The 17682-nt window shown below is 69.0% G+C and carries 13 protein-coding genes and 3 pseudogenes; 11 read left to right on the forward strand and 5 right to left on the reverse strand.

Annotated elements, in window-relative coordinates; all coding sequences use genetic code 11:
* The first annotated feature begins 161 nt into the window (after window positions 1–161).
* The 6 genes and pseudogenes from PL79_RS04020 to PL79_RS04045 all read left to right on the forward strand — a co-directional run bounded on the left by PL79_RS04020 (window position 162) and on the right by PL79_RS04045 (window position 7392).
* Window positions 162–638: a chemotaxis protein CheW gene (locus PL79_RS04020; protein WP_044847533.1), complete on the forward strand. Its 477-nt coding sequence runs from the start codon at window positions 162–164 to the stop codon at window positions 636–638.
* Window positions 639–646: 8 nt separating this feature from the next.
* Entirely contained in the window at window positions 647–2119 is a 1473-nt protein-coding gene (locus PL79_RS04025) for a CheR family methyltransferase (RefSeq protein WP_052664801.1), read from the forward strand.
* Window positions 2116–2853 (forward strand): chemotaxis protein CheW, encoded by a 738-nt coding sequence (locus PL79_RS04030; RefSeq protein WP_044847531.1) that lies wholly within the window; start codon window positions 2116–2118, stop codon window positions 2851–2853. Before PL79_RS04025 ends, PL79_RS04030 begins: the two co-directional genes overlap by 4 nt.
* A complete protein-coding gene (locus tag PL79_RS04035) occupies window positions 2850–5228 on the forward strand; it encodes a hybrid sensor histidine kinase/response regulator (RefSeq protein WP_044847530.1) in 2379 nt (792 codons plus the stop codon). The genes PL79_RS04030 and PL79_RS04035 overlap by 4 nt, the downstream gene beginning before the upstream one ends.
* A pseudogene (locus PL79_RS04040) lies at window positions 5225–6225 on the forward strand (chemotaxis response regulator protein-glutamate methylesterase). Before PL79_RS04035 ends, PL79_RS04040 begins: the two are co-directional and overlap by 4 nt.
* A gap of 45 nt (window positions 6226–6270) precedes the next feature.
* Window positions 6271–7392 (forward strand): GGDEF domain-containing response regulator, encoded by a 1122-nt coding sequence (locus PL79_RS04045; RefSeq protein ID WP_044847528.1) that lies wholly within the window; start codon window positions 6271–6273, stop codon window positions 7390–7392.
* A gap of 83 nt (window positions 7393–7475) precedes the next feature.
* Here PL79_RS04045 and PL79_RS36475 read toward each other — a convergent pair.
* Window positions 7476–7664, reverse strand: a pseudogene (locus tag PL79_RS36475) (IS6 family transposase); the annotation flags it as partial.
* A gap of 484 nt (window positions 7665–8148) precedes the next feature.
* Here PL79_RS36475 and ansP point away from each other — a divergent pair.
* From ansP to PL79_RS04070, 3 genes and pseudogenes are all read left to right on the forward strand, one after another.
* On the forward strand, window positions 8149–9639 hold the full coding sequence (ansP, locus tag PL79_RS04055; RefSeq protein WP_044847527.1) for an L-asparagine permease: 1491 nt from the start codon (window positions 8149–8151) through the stop codon (window positions 9637–9639).
* Window positions 9640–9707: 68 nt separating this feature from the next.
* A pseudogene (locus tag PL79_RS04060) lies at window positions 9708–9902 on the forward strand (circularly permuted type 2 ATP-grasp protein); the annotation flags it as partial.
* 155 nt (window positions 9903–10057) lie between these two features.
* A complete protein-coding gene (locus PL79_RS04070) occupies window positions 10058–10675 on the forward strand; it encodes a glutathione S-transferase family protein (RefSeq protein WP_044845404.1) in 618 nt (205 codons plus the stop codon).
* A gap of 64 nt (window positions 10676–10739) precedes the next feature.
* Here PL79_RS04070 and PL79_RS04075 read toward each other — a convergent pair whose 3' ends face one another.
* From PL79_RS04075 to PL79_RS04090, 4 genes are all read right to left on the reverse strand, one after another.
* Window positions 10740–11462 carry an HAD family hydrolase gene (locus PL79_RS04075; RefSeq protein WP_044845403.1) on the reverse strand — a complete coding sequence of 241 codons (723 nt, stop codon included), beginning with the start codon at window positions 11460–11462 and terminating at the stop codon, window positions 10740–10742.
* A gap of 29 nt (window positions 11463–11491) precedes the next feature.
* Window positions 11492–12463: an ornithine cyclodeaminase family protein gene (locus PL79_RS04080; protein ID WP_044845394.1), complete on the reverse strand. Its 972-nt coding sequence runs from the start codon at window positions 12461–12463 to the stop codon at window positions 11492–11494.
* A 175-nt stretch (window positions 12464–12638) separates the two neighbouring features.
* Window positions 12639–13772 carry a DSD1 family PLP-dependent enzyme gene (locus tag PL79_RS04085; RefSeq protein ID WP_044845393.1) on the reverse strand — a complete coding sequence of 378 codons (1134 nt, stop codon included), beginning with the start codon at window positions 13770–13772 and terminating at the stop codon, window positions 12639–12641.
* Between the two features lie 113 nt (window positions 13773–13885).
* Window positions 13886–14812 (reverse strand): LysR family transcriptional regulator, encoded by a 927-nt coding sequence (locus tag PL79_RS04090; protein ID WP_135800963.1) that lies wholly within the window; start codon window positions 14810–14812, stop codon window positions 13886–13888.
* A gap of 436 nt (window positions 14813–15248) precedes the next feature.
* On the opposite strand from PL79_RS04090, the gene PL79_RS04095 reads away from it, so the two are divergent.
* Both PL79_RS04095 and PL79_RS04100 read left to right on the forward strand, forming a co-directional pair.
* A complete protein-coding gene (locus tag PL79_RS04095; RefSeq protein ID WP_044845391.1) occupies window positions 15249–15839 on the forward strand; it encodes a DUF2760 domain-containing protein in 591 nt (196 codons plus the stop codon).
* The gene (locus PL79_RS04100; protein ID WP_044845390.1) at window positions 15836–17677 is read left to right on the forward strand and encodes an Hsp70 family protein; all 1842 of its coding nucleotides are present in this window, start codon (window positions 15836–15838) and stop codon (window positions 17675–17677) included. Before PL79_RS04095 ends, PL79_RS04100 begins: the two co-directional genes overlap by 4 nt.
* The last annotated feature ends 5 nt before the right edge of the window (window positions 17678–17682 follow it).

The following is a 17682-nucleotide window of genomic DNA, read 5'->3' on the forward strand; positions in this document are numbered from 1 at the left end:
GCTGTCGCAGCTGTCGGAAGCCGCGCAGCAGACGGCCGAATCGCTGCGCCAGTCGTCGCAGGCGATCGACGACCTCACGCTCGTCGCGAACCACCTGCGCACCGGCGTGTCGCGCTTCAAGATCGACGGCTGACGCACGCGGCCTTCGTGCGGACGACACGATGCTCTTCCTACTTTTTGAACTCGACGGCGAACGCTATGCGCTCGATGCGACGCGGATCGTCGAGGTGCTGGCGCTCGCGCCCGTGAAGTCGATGCTGGGTACGCCGCCATGGCTCACCGGCGTGATCGATCACCGGGGCAAGCTGGTGCCGGTGATTGACGTGCCGCGGCTCGCGCTCGGGCGCGCGGCGCACGCGCTGCGATCGACGCGGCTCGTCGTCGTGCGCTATGCGCAGCAACACGAGGCGGACGGCGTCGATCGATGGCTCGGGCTGATCGTCGAGCACGCGACGCAGGTGCGCGAGTTCGCGCCCGCGCAATTCGCCGACAGCGGGATCGCGACGCCGCACGCGCGCTGGCTCGGGCCGGTCGCCGCCGACGCGACGGGATTCGTGCAGCGGATCGACGTAGAGCAGATGCTCGATGACGACGCGCGCGCATTGCTGTTTCCGCCCGCGCAGGCGCTTGCCGGATGATGGCCATGATGAACGCCAACGACCCTCGATTCGAAGCGTGGCTCGCGCGTGAAACCGGGATGGATGCGGCGACGCTCGGCAATCGTGCGCTCGCGCGCGCGGTTGCCGAACGCGCACGCGTCACGCAGGCCGATGCACCGGACGCGCCCGACACACCGCGGCCCGCCGGCGGCACGCCGGACGACGTCGCCGAGGCCGCCGGTGGCGCCGCGATCGATGCGTACTGGCAGCGGCTGAATGCGTCCGCGGACGAACGGCAGGCGCTGATCGAAACGCTGGTCGTGCCGGAAACGTGGTTCTTCCGCGACCGCGAGGCATTCGTCGCGCTTGCGCGGATCGCCGACGTGCGGCTCGTGCGCGAGCCGGCGCGCACGCTGCGCGTGCTGAGCGTGCCGTGCTCGACCGGCGAGGAGCCGTATTCGATCTCGATGGCACTGCTCGACGCCGGCATCGGCCCGTCACGCTTCGCGATCGACGCGATCGACATCAGCGCACGCGCGATCGAGCGGGCGCGGGCCGGCGTCTACGGACGCAACGCATTTCGTGGCCACCCGCTCGAATTCCGCGACCGCCATTTCAGCGAAACGGTCGGCGGCTGGCAGCTCGACCCGCGGGTGCGCGAACCGGTACGCTTCGTGCAGGCGAACCTGTTCGACCTGCCGCTCGACGCGGACACGCGCTACGACTTCATCTTCTGCCGCAACGTGCTGATCTATTTCGACCGACACGCTCAGGACCAGTCGATCCGGCTGCTCGAGCGGCAACTCGCGGACGGCGGCACGATCTTCGTCGGCCCGGCCGAGACGGGGCTGATGATGCGGCATGCGCTGGCGCCCGCGCGCATTCCGCTCGCGTTCGCGTTCCATCGCGCGGCGCAGGCTGATGCTCCGGCCACGGGCGCGAACGATGGCGAGCGGCCGCCCACTGTGTCTGTGGCATCTGCGAAGCCGGTGGCGCCGCAGACGTTGCCGCTCCGGCACCCGGTGGCGGCGCCCTCCATGGCAAACCATTTCGCAACGGCAACCCTGCACCGCCCGCCGGCCGTGCCACAGCGGCCGCCGGCGACACGCATCGCGCACGCGGCGCCCGATGCCGCGGATGCCGCGCCGAGCGCACCCGCCGCCCCGGCGCCCATGCTCGCCGACGCCCGCCGGCTCGCCGACACGGGCCGCCTCGACGACGCCGAGCGTGCCGCGCACGCATTCACGCTCGCGCACGGCCCCGACGCGGACGCGTTCTACCTGCTCGGCCTGATCGCCGATGCGCGCGGCCTCGATGCGGACGCGCAGGATTTTTATCGCAAGACGCTGTATCTCGACCCGGCTCACTATGAGGCCCTGACCCATCTCGCCGCGCTGCGCGACGCGGCAGGTGACGCGGCAGGTGCCCGGCAACTGATGCTGCGTGCGCAGCGGGCAAGCGCGCGGCGCGTCAGCCGTGCCGACGGCGGACCGGACCAGCGAACCGGGCGGAACCCATGACCCACGCCGCTCGTGACGATCGCGCTCCGGCCAGGGCCGTCGACGATTGCTGGAATCTCATCGGCACGCGAGGTGACGGCTCGTGCCCGCGGCTTGCCGTGCACACCCGCTGCCTGAACTGCCCGGTGTTCGAACACGCGGCCGGGAAGCTGCTCGACCGGCCGCTCACCGACGCGGACCTCGCCGAAACGGCGCGCGCCGCACGCAGCACGTCGCAGCCAGCCCCTGCGGACGCACGACTCACTGCATCCGCCGCATCTGCCGACGATGGGCAAGCGCAGCAGTCCGCGCTCGCGTTCCGCGTCGGCGACGAATGGCTCGGCCTGCCCGCCGCCGCGCTGCGGCAGGTCGACGGGCCGCGCCCGATCCATTCGCTGCCGCACCGGCGCGACGGCGCCGTGCTCGGGCTCGTCAACGTGCGCGGCACGCTGACGATCGCAGCATCCCTCGGCGTACTGCTGAATCTGGAACGCAACGCAACCGGACCGCACGAGTCGCGCAACGCGTATGCGCGGATGCTGGTCGTCGAGCATCGCGGCGACGCGGTCGCGCTGCCCGTCGACGAGGTCGAGGGCGTGCTGCGCTTCGCGGCGCATGCGCTGCTGCCGGTGCCGACGACGCTTACCCACGCGGCCGCGATGCACACGCGCGGCCTGCTCGCGTGGCGCGATACGACGATCGGCGTGCTGGACACCGATCGCGTGTTCGACTCGCTTGCGAGGAGCCTGCGATGAGCACCGACGACGACCTGATGCGCCTGTCGCTGCTCGACCTGTTCCGCGACGAAGCACACACGCAGACGCAGGCGCTCGCGAGTGGCCTGCTGACGCTCGAACATTCGCCCGGCGACGCGCCCGCGCTGGAAGCGTGCATGCGCGCCGCGCATTCGCTGAAGGGCGCCGCGCGCATCGTCGACCTGCAGGACGGCGTCGACGTCGCGCACGCGATGGAGGAATGCTTCGTCGCCGCGCAGCGTGGCGAGCTGACGCTGACGACCGCGCACATCGACGCACTGCTGCATGGCGTGGACCTGCTGCTGCGCGTCGGCAACACCGATCCGGCGGCGGCGGTCTCGCGCGCGGACATCGACGCGCTGGCCGCACTGGGTCCGACCGACGCGTCGGACGAGCGCGCCGACCGCGCGGTGTCGCTCACACCGCTTACACTGCCCGTACCGCCCGCGCCGGAACCAGGCGCCGCAGCGCCGCACATCGGCTCCGCGCCCGACGATGCCGCCCTTGTCTCGATATCGCCGCGCACCGGCGACGGCCCGCCGCGCCACCCGCCGGCCGATCCGTCGCCGGGCTTGCATGCCGTCGCGCCCGACGCCCCGCCTTTGCACACCCAACCGCCCCCCCGGCACGATCCGCAGCGGATGCTGCGCGTACGCGCCGAGCAGCTCGACCAGCTGTTGAGCCTGTCCAGCGAATCGCTCGTCGAATCGCACTGGCTGAAGCCGTTCACGGGCTCGATCCTGCGCATCAAGCGGATGCAGCGCGACGTCGCGCGCTCGCTCGACGTGCTCGTCGAAACGTTCGCGGAGCGGCTCGACCCGGCCGCGCTCGCGTCGCTGAACGATGTGCGCCAGGGGCTCGGCAACCTGCAGCTGCAGCTCGGTGCGCGCCTGGACGAGCTCGACCGCTTCGACCGCCGCAGCACGCATCTCGCGCAGCAGCTTTACGACGAAGCGTTGCGCTGCCGGATGCGACCGTTCGGCGACGCAACGCACGCGTATCCGCGCATCGTCCGCGATCTCGCACGTTCGCTCGGCAAGCGCGTGCGATTCGCGATCGTCGGCGAAACGACGCAGGTCGACCGCGACATCCTCGACATGCTCGACGCGCCGCTCGGCCACCTGCTGCGCAACGCGCTCGACCACGGCGTCGAGACGCCCGGCGAGCGCATCGCGCGCGGCAAGCCGGCCGAAGCGAGCGTGACGCTCGAAGCGCGCCACAGCGCGGGCCAGTTGCTGATCTCCGTCAGCGACGACGGCGCCGGCATCGATCTCGACGCGCTGCGTGCAGGCGTCGTGCGGCGCCGGCTCGCCGACGCGGACACGGCCGCGCGGTTGTCCGACCTCGAACTGCTCGACTTCCTGCTGCTCCCCGGCTTCTCGATGCGCGACCGCGTCACCGATGTGTCGGGCCGCGGCGTCGGCCTCGACGCGGTGCACGACATGGTCAAGGCCGTGCGCGGCACCGTGCGGATCTTCACCGAGCCGGGCCGCGGCGCGCGCTTCGTGCTGCAACTGCCGCTCACGCTGTCGATCGTGCGCAGCCTGCTCGTCGAGGTCGGCGGCGAAGCGTACGCGATCCCGCTTGCGCACGTGCGCCGCACGCTCGAACTCGCGCGCGCCGACATCGACACGCTCGAAGGCCAGCAGCATTTCCGCTTCGACGGCCGCCCGGTCGGGCTCGTCACCGCGCACCAGCTGCTCGGCGCACCGTCGCCGGAACAGGCGGGCGACAGCGTCGCGACCGTCGTGATCGGCGACGAATGGGAGTCGTACGGGATCGCCGTCGACCGGTTCCGCGGCGAATGCATGCTGGTGATCCAGCCGCTCGACCGCCGGCTCGGCAAGGTCAAGGACATCGCGGCGGCCGCGCTGATGGAGAATGGCGAACCGGTGCTGATCATCGACGTCGAGGACTTGCTGCGCTCGGTCGACAAGCTCGTGCGCGGCGGCCAGCTCGACAAGGTGCAGCGCGCGCAGCACACGGCCGTCGCACGGCGCCGGCACGTGCTGGTGGTCGACGATTCGCTGACGGTACGCGAACTGGAGCGCAAGCTCCTCGAAAAGCGCGGCTATGCCGTCACCGTCGCGGTCGACGGGATGGACGGCTGGAACGCGCTGCGCGGCGCCGATTTCGATCTCGTCGTGACCGACATCGACATGCCGCGCATGGACGGCATCGAACTCGTCACGCTGATCAAGCGCGATGCCGCGCTGAAATCGCTGCCGGTGATGATCGTGTCGTACAAGGACCGCGAGGAGGACCGCCGCCGTGGACTCGACGCGGGCGCCGACTACTACCTGGCGAAGAGCAGCTTCCACGACGAAACCCTGCTCGACGCCGTACGCGACCTGATAGGAGAAGCCCGTCCGTGAACATCGGCATCGTCAACGACCTTCCGCTCGCCGTCGAGGCGCTGCGCCGCGCGGTCGCGCGGCGGCCCGAGCACCGCGTGCTGTGGGTCGCGACCGACGGCGCGCAGGCCGTCGAGTTCTGCGCCGCGCAACCGCCCGACGTCGTGCTGATGGACCTGATCATGCCGAAGTTCGACGGCGTCGAGGCGACGCGGCGGATCATGTCGTCGGGCAAGCCGTGCGCGATCCTGATCGTGACGAGCAGCATCGGCGCGAATGCGTGGCGCGTGTACGAGGCGATGGGCGCGGGCGCGCTCGATGCAGTCGATACGCCGCGGCTCGGCGCAGGCGCGAACGGCGACACGCGCAGCTGTTGCTCGCGAAGATCGACCAGATCGCGGCTGCTCGACAAGCCGGCGGCCGCCGCCGCCCGCCGGCACGACGGCGCACGGCGACGGCGGGCGCTCGTCGCGATCGGCGCGTCGGCGGCGGCCCGACCGCGCTTGCGTCGATCCTCGGCGCGCTGCCCACCGATTTCGGCGCGCCGATCGTGATCGTGCAGCATGTCGACCAGGCGTTCGCGGACGGCATGGCGCAATGGCTCGACGGCCAGACGCCGCTCAACGTGCGCATCGCGCGCGAAGGCGACCGGCCGCAGCCGTCGTTCGTGCTGCTCGCCGCGACCAACGACCACCTGCGGATCACGCGCGCCGGCACGCTCGAATACACGCGCGAGCCGGCCGAGACGCCGTACCGGCCGTCCGTCGACGTGTTCTTCAGCAGCGTGACCGAGCACTGGCCCGGCGACGTGATCGGCGTGCTGCTCACCGGGATGGGGCGCGACGGCGCGATCGGGCTGAAGGCGATGCGGATGAAGGGCTACCATACGATCGCGCAGGACCAGGCGACGAGCGCCGTCTACGGAATGCCGAAAGCCGCCGCGACGCTCGGCGCCGCGCGCGCGATCCTGCCGCTCGAGCGCATTGCGGGCGAACTGGCGGCGCTCGTCGGGAACTGAATGAAATGGACTTGCGTGACAGCAATGGCAACAACGGGTGTCGACATGACTAGTGACTCCACGCGACGCCCGGGCCACGATAACGGCACGTCCGCCGCGGACGGTGCGGGCGCGGCGCTCGAAGCCGCGCGCGCGACCCTGCAGGTGCCGCCGGCGACCGACGTGCCGGTGATGGTGCTACTGGTCGACGACCAGACGATCGTCGCCCAGGCCGTGCGGCGCGCGCTTGCCGACGAGGACCGCATCGACTTCCACTACTGCCCGCGCTCGGACGACGCACTCGCCGCCGCAGTCGAAACGCGGCCGACCGTGATCCTGCAGGACCTCGTGATGCCCGGCACCGACGGATTGAGCCTCGTGAAGGCGTACCGCACGAATCCCGTGATCCGCGACGTGCCGATCATCGTGCTGTCGACCAAAGAGGAACCGGTAATCAAGAGCGCCGCGTTTGCGGCCGGCGCGAACGACTACCTCGTGAAGCTGCCGGACCGCATCGAGCTCGTCGCACGGATCCGCTACCACTCGCGCTCGTACGTCAACCTGCTGCAGCGCGACGAAGCCTACCGCGCACTGCGGCAATCGCAGCAGCAATTGCTCGAAGCGAACCTCGAACTGCGCCGCCTCACGCATTCCGACGGGCTCACCGGGCTGTCGAACCGGCGCTATCTCGACGAATACCTGAACGCCGAATGGCGGCGCGGCGCGCGCGAACGCAACGAGCTGTCGCTGCTGATGATCGATGTCGACAACTTCAAGCTTTACAACGACACGTACGGCCACGTGTCGGGCGACGACGTGCTCAAGCGGGTCGCCTCGACCGTCGAAAGCTGCCTCGGCCGCCCGGGCGATCTCGCCGCACGCTTCGGCGGCGAGGAATTCGCGGTGGTGCTGCCGGGCACGTCGCCGGGCGGCGTGCGCCTGCTCGCCGAGAAGATTCGCCTCGCGATCGAAGCGCTGCGGCTCGAGCACGTGCATTCGTCGACCGGCCGTTACGTGACGATCAGCATCGGCGGCGCGAGCGTCGTGCCGGCGGCCGGCACGCCGATGACGTCGCTGATCGAAGCCGCCGACCGCGCGCTGTACCGCGCGAAGCGCGACGGCAAGAATCGCGTCGCGATCGATGCGGGGCCGGCAACGGCGAGCGACGGCGGCGGGCAACCGGCCTGATCCGTACGCGGCAGCGTCTTGCGACGGCTATGTCAAGTTGACAAGCGCAGGCTACGTGCCTTCCTCAAGAGTAGTTATCCTTATCAGATTACTTCGTTGGCTGCGGGAGAGACAGTCCAACCATGCCATGTGGCGAGGCGTTCTTTGAGTATGGCGCGACGACATACCGCGTTCATCTGATGTCTCGGCAACGCGAAGTGCTGCCGGATCGGGCCGACGCAAGAGAGAAATGCCAGTGTGCGTCGCGCATCGCGAAATCCGCGCAGCGCGCGCGTCCATCACACGATAGTCGGTCGCGATCTCTTTGCACACTGATGCTTGAGGCAATGCCGGCCGGACGTCATCGCGCGCGGTGCCGCGCAGCCGATCTCGATCACGCACGGCAGCCGCGTCGAGCCGAAGTGACCCTGAACCAGCATGAATCCCGGTCGGAAGTGGAAATAGAAAAATCGAAACGACAATCACGCCCGCGCGATATGCGGTGTCGCACGCGACGAGCAGGCTGACGCAATTTGCGGCGCGATGGCCGAGGCCCATATGCAGGAATTCGAACAGGCCTAGTCCAAATTCGCATTCTGTTTGTGAAGGGAATTACGGCTGAATAAGTTCGCGACATACCGCGCTTTTCGCCACGATCGGCGAATCGCAATCAGGATGGGTGCGCTTGAATCCGCGCCCTGATCCTCCGGTACCGGTGGTCCCGATCGTCTCGCGATCGGGATGAATCCAATTACATCCGTGCACGAGGATACCGTCATGGCATCGATTCCCGAACCGTCGACAACCGGCGAAACCGATAAACGCAGCTGGCTCGAATCGCACGAAGCCGGCTATCACAAGACCCTCGGCAATCGACAGGTGCAGATGATCGCGATCGGCGGGGCGATCGGCACCGGTCTGTTCCTCGGCGCGGGCGGCCGTCTGCAGGCCGCCGGACCGTCGCTCGCGATCGTCTATCTGGTGTGCGGCGCGTTCTCGTTCCTGATCCTGCGCGCGCTCGGCGAACTCGTGATGCATCGCCCCAGCAGCGGCAGCTTCGTGTCGTACGCGCGCGAATTCCTCGGCGAGAAGGCGTCGTTCGTCGCGGGCTGGATGTACTTCCTGAACTGGGCGATGACCGGCATCGTCGACATCACCGCCGTCGCGCTGTACATGCATTACTGGGCGCCGTTCGCGGCCGTGCCGCAGTGGATCTTCGCGCTCGTCGCGCTCTGCATCGTCGCGACGATGAACCTGATCGGCGTGAAGTGGTTCGCCGAGATGGAGTTCTGGTTCGCGCTGATCAAGGTCGCCGCGATCGTGCTGTTTCTCATCATCGGCTCGGTGATCCTCGGCACGGGCGTGCAGGTCGCCGGCCGTGACACCGGCATGCATCTGATCACCGACAACGGCGGTTTCTTTCCGCACGGACTGATGCCGGCGCTGGTGCTGGTGCAGGGCGTGGTGTTCGCGTTCGCGGGCGTCGAGCTGGTCGGCACGGCCGCCGGCGAATGCAAGGACGCGCGCAAGGTGCTGCCGCGCGCGATCAACAACGTGATCTGGCGCATCGCGATCTTCTACGTCGCGTCGGTGGTGCTGCTGGTCTGCCTGCTGCCGTGGAGCGCGTACAAGGCGGGCCAGAGCCCGTTCGTCACGTTCTTCGGTGCGCTCGGCGTGCCAGGCATCGGCTCGGTGATGAACCTGGTGGTACTGACGGCGGCGCTGTCGAGCCTCAACTCGGGCCTGTATTCGACCGGGCGCGTGTTGCGTTCGCTGTCGATGGGCGGCTCGGCCCCGGCGTTCCTCGGCCGAATGAGCGCGCAATCCGTGCCGTACGCGGGCATTCTGGTGACGGTCGCGATCTACGTGGTCGGCGTGCTGCTCAACTATCTCGTGCCGTCGAGCGTGTTCGAGATCGTACTGAACATCGCGTCGCTCGGCATCATCAGCACGTGGGGCTTCATCGTCGTGTGCCAGATGAAGTTCCGTGCCGCGGTCCGGCGCGGCGAAGTGGACGACGTGCCGTTCAGGATGCCGGGCGCGCCCGTCACATCGTGGCTCACGCTGCTGTTCCTGCTCGGCGTGCTGGTGCTGATGGCGTTCGACTACCCGAACGGGACGTGGACGATCGCGTCGATCCCGCTGGTCGCACTGCTGCTCGTGGCCGGCTGGAAGTGGTTGAGTAGCCGCGCGCGCCGTGGGTTGCTCAAGCCGACGATTCCGTCGGTCACGCTGACACGGCAAGTGCTCGAGAAGGGCGACAACTGAGCCGACGCGCAATCGGGGGACGGCCTGCGGCCCGATGCAGGCCGTCTCGCAGAAAAAGAGAAAATTCAATGGCACCGTTTGACGAAATGCTTGCAGGCGATCAGGTTCGCCCGCCCTACTCGCGAGTCAAGGCATGGCTCGACACGCAGAACCCTGCAAGCCTCGCCCAGAAGGCCCACGACGCGGAAGGCGTGTTCCGCAGGACCGGCATCACGTTCGCCGTGTACGGCGACGCGCAGGCCGCCGAGCGCCTGATTCCGTTCGGCACTCGAAGCACTCGAAGCACTCGAAGCACTCGAAGCACTCGAAGCACTCGAAGCACTCGAAGCACTCGAAGCACTCGAAGCACTCGAAGCGGCCGATTGGCCGTCGCCTGCGCGCGGCGATTTTTCCCGACATTATCGATGGAGACATTGCGATGAAGCTTTACGGATTCGCCGGCACGCGCTCGCAACGCGCGCTCTGGGGGCTCAAGGAACTGGACGCGGATTTCGAGTTCGTGTCGGTCAACCTGCTAAAAGGCGAGCACAAGCGGCCTGAATTCCTGCGCCTCAATCCGGCCGGCAAGGTGCCCGTGCTGGTGGACGGCGACCTCGTGATTCCCGAGTCGGCCGCGATCGTGCTGTATCTCGCGGACAAGTACCCGGAGAAGGCGCTGCTGCCCGTCGATCCCGCTTTGCGCGCGCAGGCCTATCGATGGGTCATGTTCGCGGTGACGGAGCTTGAACAGCCGCTGTGGCGGATTACGCGCCATTCGTTCCTCTATCCGCCGGAAAAGCGCTCGCCGGCCGATATCGAGCTGGCACGCGAGGATTTCGCGACGATGGCCGCGATCCTCGACAAGCATCTCGAAGGGCGCGAATTCATCGTCGGCGACACGCTGACGGTGGCCGATTGCGTGACGGTCTACCTGATCGACTGGGCGAGCGAATGCCACCTGATCGAACCGTTCCCGCAATTGCGTGCGTACCTCGAGCGGCTTTATGCGCGGCCGAAGGCGCCGCAACGGATCGCGGACGCACGCAAGGCGGCGTGAAGCGGCGGTCGGTCATGCCGGCGGGCGTGATCGACCACGGCCGCGCGATCTTGCGGGCTTGCGGTTACGACATCGCGTCGGGCGCACCCAGCGCGCGACACAGCACCGACAAGTCGCGAACGGTCAGATGCGGCGACGGAGCAGGACGCGCAGCGTGCTCCGCTTGCGCCCCTGCGTGACGCACGACCCACGCTGCCTGAAGCCCCGCATTCAACGCGCCGACGATATCGAGGTGAAAGTCGTCGCCGACGTGCAGCAGTTCCGCCGCCGGCACGCCGAGCGTCGCGGCGGCCGCATGGAAGATTTCCGGCTCGGGCTTCGCGAACCCGAACGCACGCGCGCTGAGCGTTTCACGGAAGAACTCGCCGCCGCCGGTCAGTTGAAGATCCGCATTGCCGTTCGTCACCGCGATCAGCGGAAACCGCGCGCTCAGCCACGCGAGCGCCGGCAATGCATCGTCGAAGAACTCGACCTGGTTTCGCGCCGAATAGAACACGTCGTAGGCGCGGTCGGTCAGTGAGACGTCTTCGTTCGCGCGCTCCAGCGCCAGCCGGATCGATCCGATGCGCAACGCGCGATAGTCGCCGACGAGATCCGGCCGCGAGCATTCGTATTCATCACGCAGTTGAGCCAGCGTCTGCGACGTCGGCAGCACGCTCGCGGTATCGGGGGCGTGCGCGATCAGCCACGCATGCAGCGACGCCTCGGCCCGTGCGACGGAAGGGCCGAACGGCCATAGCGTGTCGTCGAGATCGAACGAGATGGCGGAAACTTTGGATAGACGCATGGCGATGGAAGATATCACGCCGTTGCCGTTCACCACGGCCACGGGATCGAGCGTCCCGTGCCGCGCTCGACGGCCTGCCGATACAGGAAGCGCGCCACGGTCAGGTCCTGCAGCGCGAGCCCCGTCATGTCGAATACGGTGATCTCGCTCGGCGAGCGATCGACCGACACGGTCCCGGCGAGCACGTCGCCGATTTCGGTGCGCGGCAGATCGGGCGCCCATTGGCACTCGCCGATGCCGCGCGCCTGCTCGTGATCGTCCACGAAAATGCGCGCGCGCTGCAGCACGCCTTCGGGAAGCTCGCGCTTGCCCGCGGTGTCCGCGCCGACGCAGGTCAGGTGGGTGCCGGGCCGAACCGCGTCTGCATCGAACAGCGGGCCGCCGCCCGGCGTGGCCGTGATGACCACGTCGCTGTCGGCCACTGCATCGTTTCGGTCTCGTGCGACGCGGATGTCGCAGCGTTCGCGGAATGCCGATTCGAACACCGCGTCCGCTTCGCCGCGCGCGTTCACGTACTGCACCGCGCACCGTTGCGGCAGCAGCCTGAGCGCATGGTCGAGCTGGACGCGCGCCTGCACGCCGGTGCCGAACACGCAGAGGCGCGTACTGTCGCGGCGGGCCAGCGCCTGCAGGCCCAGGCCGCCGGCCGCGCCGGTCCGGGCGGTGGTGATCGCGTTGCCGTCCATGATGCAGAGCGGGCGGCCGGTGGCCGGATCGAACAGCGCGATCGTCGCCTGGTGCGGCTCGCCGCCCAGGCTGCGATTGCCGGGCCAGAATCCGGCCGCCTTGAAGCCGAGCAGATCCTGGCTCGCGACGTCGCCCGACTTGATGCCGAACACGCCGCCGGTATGCAGCTTCTCGCGCACGACCGGGAACACGCGCCCCGCGCGTTGGCTGTGCAGCACGAAGGCTTCGCGGACCGCCGCCATCACGTGTTCGGCTTGAAGGGCCGGTTCGACGACATCCCGGTCGAGAAGAAGGAGGTGGGCGTCTGTCGGCATGGTGGGGAGCCTGTGCAGGTGCAATGTGAATCGCGGCTTTATAGTTTGTATAGATTTGGACAAATAGTCAATTTCGGGAGGGCGGTCAGTCGGGCGCGCGCGGCGGCCGGTTGCGTCGCCGGACGTCGGCGTATCACTTCGCCGCACCGGCGAACGCCACCGCGCCGCCTCGTGCTTACCACCCGTAGAAGCGCGGCCAGTTCCGCACGGTGCCGTCGTCGCCCAGCGCGTGGTATTCCGGATGTTGCGCGCCGGTCGCGCACGCGTGGTTCGGCAGAATCCGCAAACGGGTCCCGATCGGAAACCGCGTCGCGATATCCGTGTCCGGCGTCCCGATGCGGGACACGATGCCGTGCTCCTGATTGGCCGCGCTCATCACGTACTCGCCGAGCACGTCGCCGTCTTCGCTACACACCTGCCCGTAGCCGAAATCCCGCGCCTGCCGCTGCGTGCCGCGATCGCGGCTCATCGCCATCCAGCCCGCGTCGACGATGACCCAGCCTTTTTCTTCCTGGTGCCCGATGACGGTGGTCAGCACCGACAGCGCGATGTCGGACAGTGCGCACACGCCGACGTTGTGCATCACGAGGTCGAACAGCACGTACACGCCCGCGCGGACTTCGGTCACGCCGTCGAGGCGCTCCGCGGACAGCGCGGTCGGCGTCGAACCGATGCTGACGACCGGGCAGGGCAGCGCGGCGGCCCTGAGGCGCTCCGCGGCGTGCACGGTCCGGCTGCGCTCCTGTTCGGCAATCGCGACCAGCGCGTCGCGGGTGTCGTATTCGTAGCTGGAGCCGGCGTGCGCGAGCACGCCGCCGAGCGTCATGCCGCCGTCGACCAGCGCGCGGCCGACGTCGATCAGCAGATCGTCGTCGGGGGCGATCCCCGAGCGATGGCCGTCGACGTCGACCTCGATCCAGACTTCGAAGCGCTCGCCGTGCGCGCGCCCGAATTCGGCGATCGCGTGAGCGGCCGGCTGGCTGTCGGCGACGATCTTCAGGTCGCAGCCCTGCCGGCGCAACGCGAGCGCCTGGCCGAGCTTCGCGGGAATCATGCCGACCGCGTAGACGATGTCGCGCACGCCGCCCGCGAAGAACTGCTCGGCTTCCTTCAGCGTCGATACCGTGATGCCTTGCGCGCCGGCCGCAACCTGCGCGTCGACGACGTGCTGGCACTTGGTGGTCTTCACGTGCGGTCGGAACCGGACGCCGAGCGCGTCCAGATGCGCCTGCATGCGCGCGATGTTGTCACGCATGCGGCCGACGTCGATCAATGCGGCGGGGGTGTTGAGAAGGATGGGAATGCCCATGATGCGTTGCCTCTGTGGATTGCCGACAGCGAACACAGTAGGGCGTTTGGCGCGCTGCGTGTTTAACGCGTGCCAAATCGAGCATTAAGCCGCATTTAATCCCGGGACCGCGCTCATGCCTTGCCGCGCCACGGCGGCGGAGCGAGGAATTGCGTCGCGGCTTCGAGGAAAACCCGCTGCCGCGCGGAGCGGCCGGTGCGTGACGGCAGCAGCGCGGTCACCGGCGCGGGCGGCAGATGCCAGTCGGGCAGCAGCCTGACCAGCTTGCCGTTCGCCAGCAGCGGCGCGACGTCCCACTCGGAGCGCTCGACGATGCCGAGCCCGGCCAGCGCCCAGTCGGTGATGACGGTGCCGTCGTTCGACGACAGCGCGCCCGTGACGCGAATCACCGCCGATCGTCTGGATTCGCCCTTGCCGTCGCCGGCTTGCGAGAAGCGCCAGCGCGGCACGTCCTCGTCGTTCTCGCGCAGGCACAGGCAGTCGTAGCGCGCGAGGTCGGACGGATGGGCCAGTTGCTTGATGCGCCGCGCGTAACCGGGGCTCGCGCACAGGAAGCGCTCGTTGGGCGCGAGCGGATAGCCGATCCACGACGACGACTTCAGGCTGCCGACATGGATGACCACGTCGGCCCCCGACGTGCTGGTCAGCGGACTCTCCGACAGGTGCAGCGAGATTTCGAGCTTCGGATGCGCGCGTTGCACGTCGCGCACGATCCGCGCGACGTACTTGCGTCCGAAGCCGAACGGCGCGACGACGCGCAGCGTGCCCTGCACGTCGCCGTGATCGCCCGCGATGTTGTTCGGCAGCGCGTCCACGCGCTCGAGAATCTCCACGGCTTCCCGATAAAGCCGCTGACCTTCGTCGGTCAGCTCGATCCCCTTCGGCTGCCGCACGGCGAGCCGGACGTCCAGCCGCGCCTCCATCCGCTGCAGGCGGATCGTGACCGCGGGCGGGGTGAGGTCGAGCAGGCGCGCGGCGGATGCCAATGAACGCGACGCGCCGATCGCGCGCACGAGTCGAAGGTCGTCGAGGTCGAGCATTGCGTGTCCTTTAATGCTGGCGTTGCCGGGCATTAAACATCACATTGCATCAAGCATGTAGCGCTACGCCGCCGCGGTCCCCATGCGGGGGCATGCGTTTCACGTCGCGCGCCCGAATTCGCGCGATTTTCGGGTGAAGGCGGCACGCCGCCGCAAGCCGCGCTGACGCGCCGCAACATCGCGGCCGACGCCCGGCCGACCCCCGATAGCCGGCAGTCCGATGCAATCCGGCGCCGCGCAAAACCCGCGCGCCGTTGTGTTCTGTCCCCCAACTTCTGCCCGGTTCGCCCGCCACAGGGCAAAATACGGGTTTTCCGCACCCGAGAGGGCGCGCCCGAATCACGCGCCGGGCGGCGGCAGTGCGCAATCGCACGCCGCCGCCGGGCGCCCAGGCAAGCTGCTCGCCATGTCGCGAGCCCACAGGAGTCCAGACCCCATGCCCGAAACCAACCTGTCCTTCTTCGGCCGGCTATCGCTGGCCGTCGGCACGTTCTTCTCCGTGATCGGCAACCGCGAGTTCGCGGCCGGCGTGCTGCGCGTGCGCGACGGCGCCCCGGCACCGGTCGCGCCGGCGCCGGTTGCGCCGGCCCCCGCGGCGGCCCCGGCACCCGCGCCCGTGAAGGCGCCGGCCCCCGAGCTGCGCGAAGCGAGCCCGCAAGCCGCGCTGCAACTGCTCGGCCTGCTGCAGCGCGATGCGCGCTTCATCGATTTCGTCGAGGAAGACATCGCCGGCTACGCGGACGCCGACATCGGCGCCGCCGCACGCCTCGTGCACGACGGCTGCCGCGCCGCGCTGCGCGAGCATTTCACGATCGTGCCGGTGCGCGATGAAGCCGAAGGCAGCCGCGTGACGCTGCCGGCCGGCTTCGACGCGACGGCCGTGCGCGTGACGGGCAACGTGGTCGGCGCCGCGCCGTTCACGGGCACGGTCAGCCACCGCGGCTGGCGCGTGGCCGACGTGCGCCTGCCGAAGCTGACCGGCAGCCACGACGCCTCGGTGGTCGCACCGGCGGAGGTGGAACTGTGAACGATCCGCGCTATTCGATCGGTATCGACCTCGGTACGACCCACTGCGCGCTGTCGTACGTCGACAGTGCCGCGAGTGACGGCGAAACGATCACGCAGCAGGTGCTGCCGATCGCGCAGCTGACCGCGCCCGGCGCGCTGGAGTCGCGCGACCTGCTGCCGTCGTTCCTCTATCTTCCGCATGAAAGCGAGCTGACGCAGGGCGACCTGACGCTGCCGTGGACGGCCTCGCGCGCGTTCGCGGTCGGCGAGATGGCGCGCACGCGTGGCGCCGGCACGCCGATCCGCCTCGTGTCGAGCGCGAAGAGCTGGCTGTGCCACCCGGGCGTCGATCGCCGCGCGGCGATCCTGCCGAGCGATGCGCCGCCGGAAGTGGCGCGCGTGTCGCCGCTGGAAAGCTCGATCCGCTACCTGACGCACCTGCGCGAAGCGTGGGACCACGCGCATCCCGACGCGCCGTTCGCCGACCAGGACGTGACGGTCACGATCCCCGCGTCGTTCGACCCGGCTGCGCGCGAGCTGACGGCGGAAGCCGCGCGTGCCGCCGGCTATTCGCGCATGACGCTGCTGGAAGAGCCGCAGGCGGCGCTCTACAGCTGGATCCAGAAGAGCGAAGGCGGCTGGCGCAAGCAGGTGCAGGTCGGCGACCTGATCCTGTGCGTGGACGTCGGCGGCGGCACGACCGACCTGTCGCTGATCGCGGTGGTCGAGCGCGACGGCAATCTCGAACTGCATCGCGTGGCGGTCGGCGAGCACATCCTGCTCGGCGGCGACAACATGGACCTCGCGCTCGCGCACGTGGTCGCGCGCAAGCTCGCGCAGCAGGGCACGCAGGCCGATCCGTGGCAATTGCGCGCGCTGACCTACGCGTGCCGCTCGGCGAAGGAAACGCTGCTGTCCGACCCGACGACCGACGCGGTGCCGCTCGTCGTGCCGAGCCGCGGCTCGAAGCTGATCGGCGGCTCGATCCGCACGGAACTGACGCGCGCGGAACTCACGCAGACAATTCTCGAAGGTTTCTTCCCGCAAGTCGACGCGGCCGCGCGCCCGGTGAGCCGCGCGCGCGTCGGCCTGACGCAGCTCGGCCTGCCGTATGCGCAGGACGCGGGCATCACGCGCCATCTCGCGGCGTTCCTCGGCCGCCAGGTCGCGGCGCTCGACGCGCTCGAAGGCGTGCAGCGTACGCTGCCGCAAGGTGCGACGTTCCTGCATCCGACCGCGGTGCTGTTCAACGGCGGCGTGTTCAAGTCGCCGCTGCTCACGCAGCGCGTGCTCGATACGCTCAATAGCTGGCTCGCCGCCGAAGGCGCGCCGGCCGCGCGCCTGCTCGAAGGCGCGGACCTCGATCTGGCGGTCGCGCGTGGCGCGGCGTATTACGGCTACGTGAAGCGCGGCCGCGGCGTGCGCATTCGCGGCGGCACGGCGCGTGCGTACTACGTCGCGATCGAGTCGGCGATGCCCGCGGTGCCGGGGCTGGAGCCGCCGGTGCAGGCGCTCTGCGTCGCGCCGTTCGGGATGGAGGAAGGCTCGGATGCGGCGTTGCCGCCGCAGGAGTTCGGCCTCGTCGTCGGCGAACCGGTGCAGTTCCGCTTCTTCGGGTCGTCGGTGCGTCGTCAGGACCAGGTCGGCACGCTGCTCGACTACTGGTCGCCGGAAGAGCTGCAGGAACTCGAGGAAATCCAGGCCACGCTGCCCGCCGAAGGGCGCACGGTCGGCGAGGTCGTGCCGGTGAAGCTGCATGCGCGCGTGACCGAAGCCGGCACGCTCGAGCTCGAGGCGATTCCGAGCGGCACGAACGAGCGCTGGAAGGTCGAGTTCGACGTGCGCGGCGCCGCCTGAGCGCG

It is taken from the genome of Burkholderia sp. USMB20, assembly GCF_000949135.2.
GTDB lineage: Bacteria > Pseudomonadota > Gammaproteobacteria > Burkholderiales > Burkholderiaceae > Burkholderia.

Bases quoted from the DNA above. Each gene is read 5' to 3' on its own strand.
- PL79_RS04085 (WP_044845393.1), bottom strand. From the start codon at position 13,772: ATGGGCATTCCCATCCTTCTCAACACCCCCGCCGCATTGATCGACGTC.
- PL79_RS04095 (WP_044845391.1), top strand. From the start codon at position 15,249: ATGCCCGAAACCAACCTGTCCTTCTTCGGCCGGCTATCGCTGGCCGTC.
- PL79_RS04030 (WP_044847531.1), top strand. From the start codon at position 2,116: ATGACCCACGCCGCTCGTGACGATCGCGCTCCGGCCAGGGCCGTCGAC.
- PL79_RS04070 (WP_044845404.1), top strand. From the start codon at position 10,058: ATGAAGCTTTACGGATTCGCCGGCACGCGCTCGCAACGCGCGCTCTGG.
- PL79_RS04090 (WP_135800963.1), bottom strand. From the start codon at position 14,812: ATGCTCGACCTCGACGACCTTCGACTCGTGCGCGCGATCGGCGCGTCG.
- PL79_RS04045 (WP_044847528.1), top strand. From the start codon at position 6,271: ATGACTAGTGACTCCACGCGACGCCCGGGCCACGATAACGGCACGTCC.
- PL79_RS04025 (WP_052664801.1), top strand. From the start codon at position 647: ATGAACGCCAACGACCCTCGATTCGAAGCGTGGCTCGCGCGTGAAACC.
- ansP (WP_044847527.1), top strand. From the start codon at position 8,149: ATGGCATCGATTCCCGAACCGTCGACAACCGGCGAAACCGATAAACGC.
- PL79_RS04075 (WP_044845403.1), bottom strand. From the start codon at position 11,462: ATGCGTCTATCCAAAGTTTCCGCCATCTCGTTCGATCTCGACGACACG.
- PL79_RS04080 (WP_044845394.1), bottom strand. From the start codon at position 12,463: ATGCCGACAGACGCCCACCTCCTTCTTCTCGACCGGGATGTCGTCGAA.
- PL79_RS04020 (WP_044847533.1), top strand. From the start codon at position 162: ATGCTCTTCCTACTTTTTGAACTCGACGGCGAACGCTATGCGCTCGAT.
- PL79_RS04035 (WP_044847530.1), top strand. From the start codon at position 2,850: ATGAGCACCGACGACGACCTGATGCGCCTGTCGCTGCTCGACCTGTTC.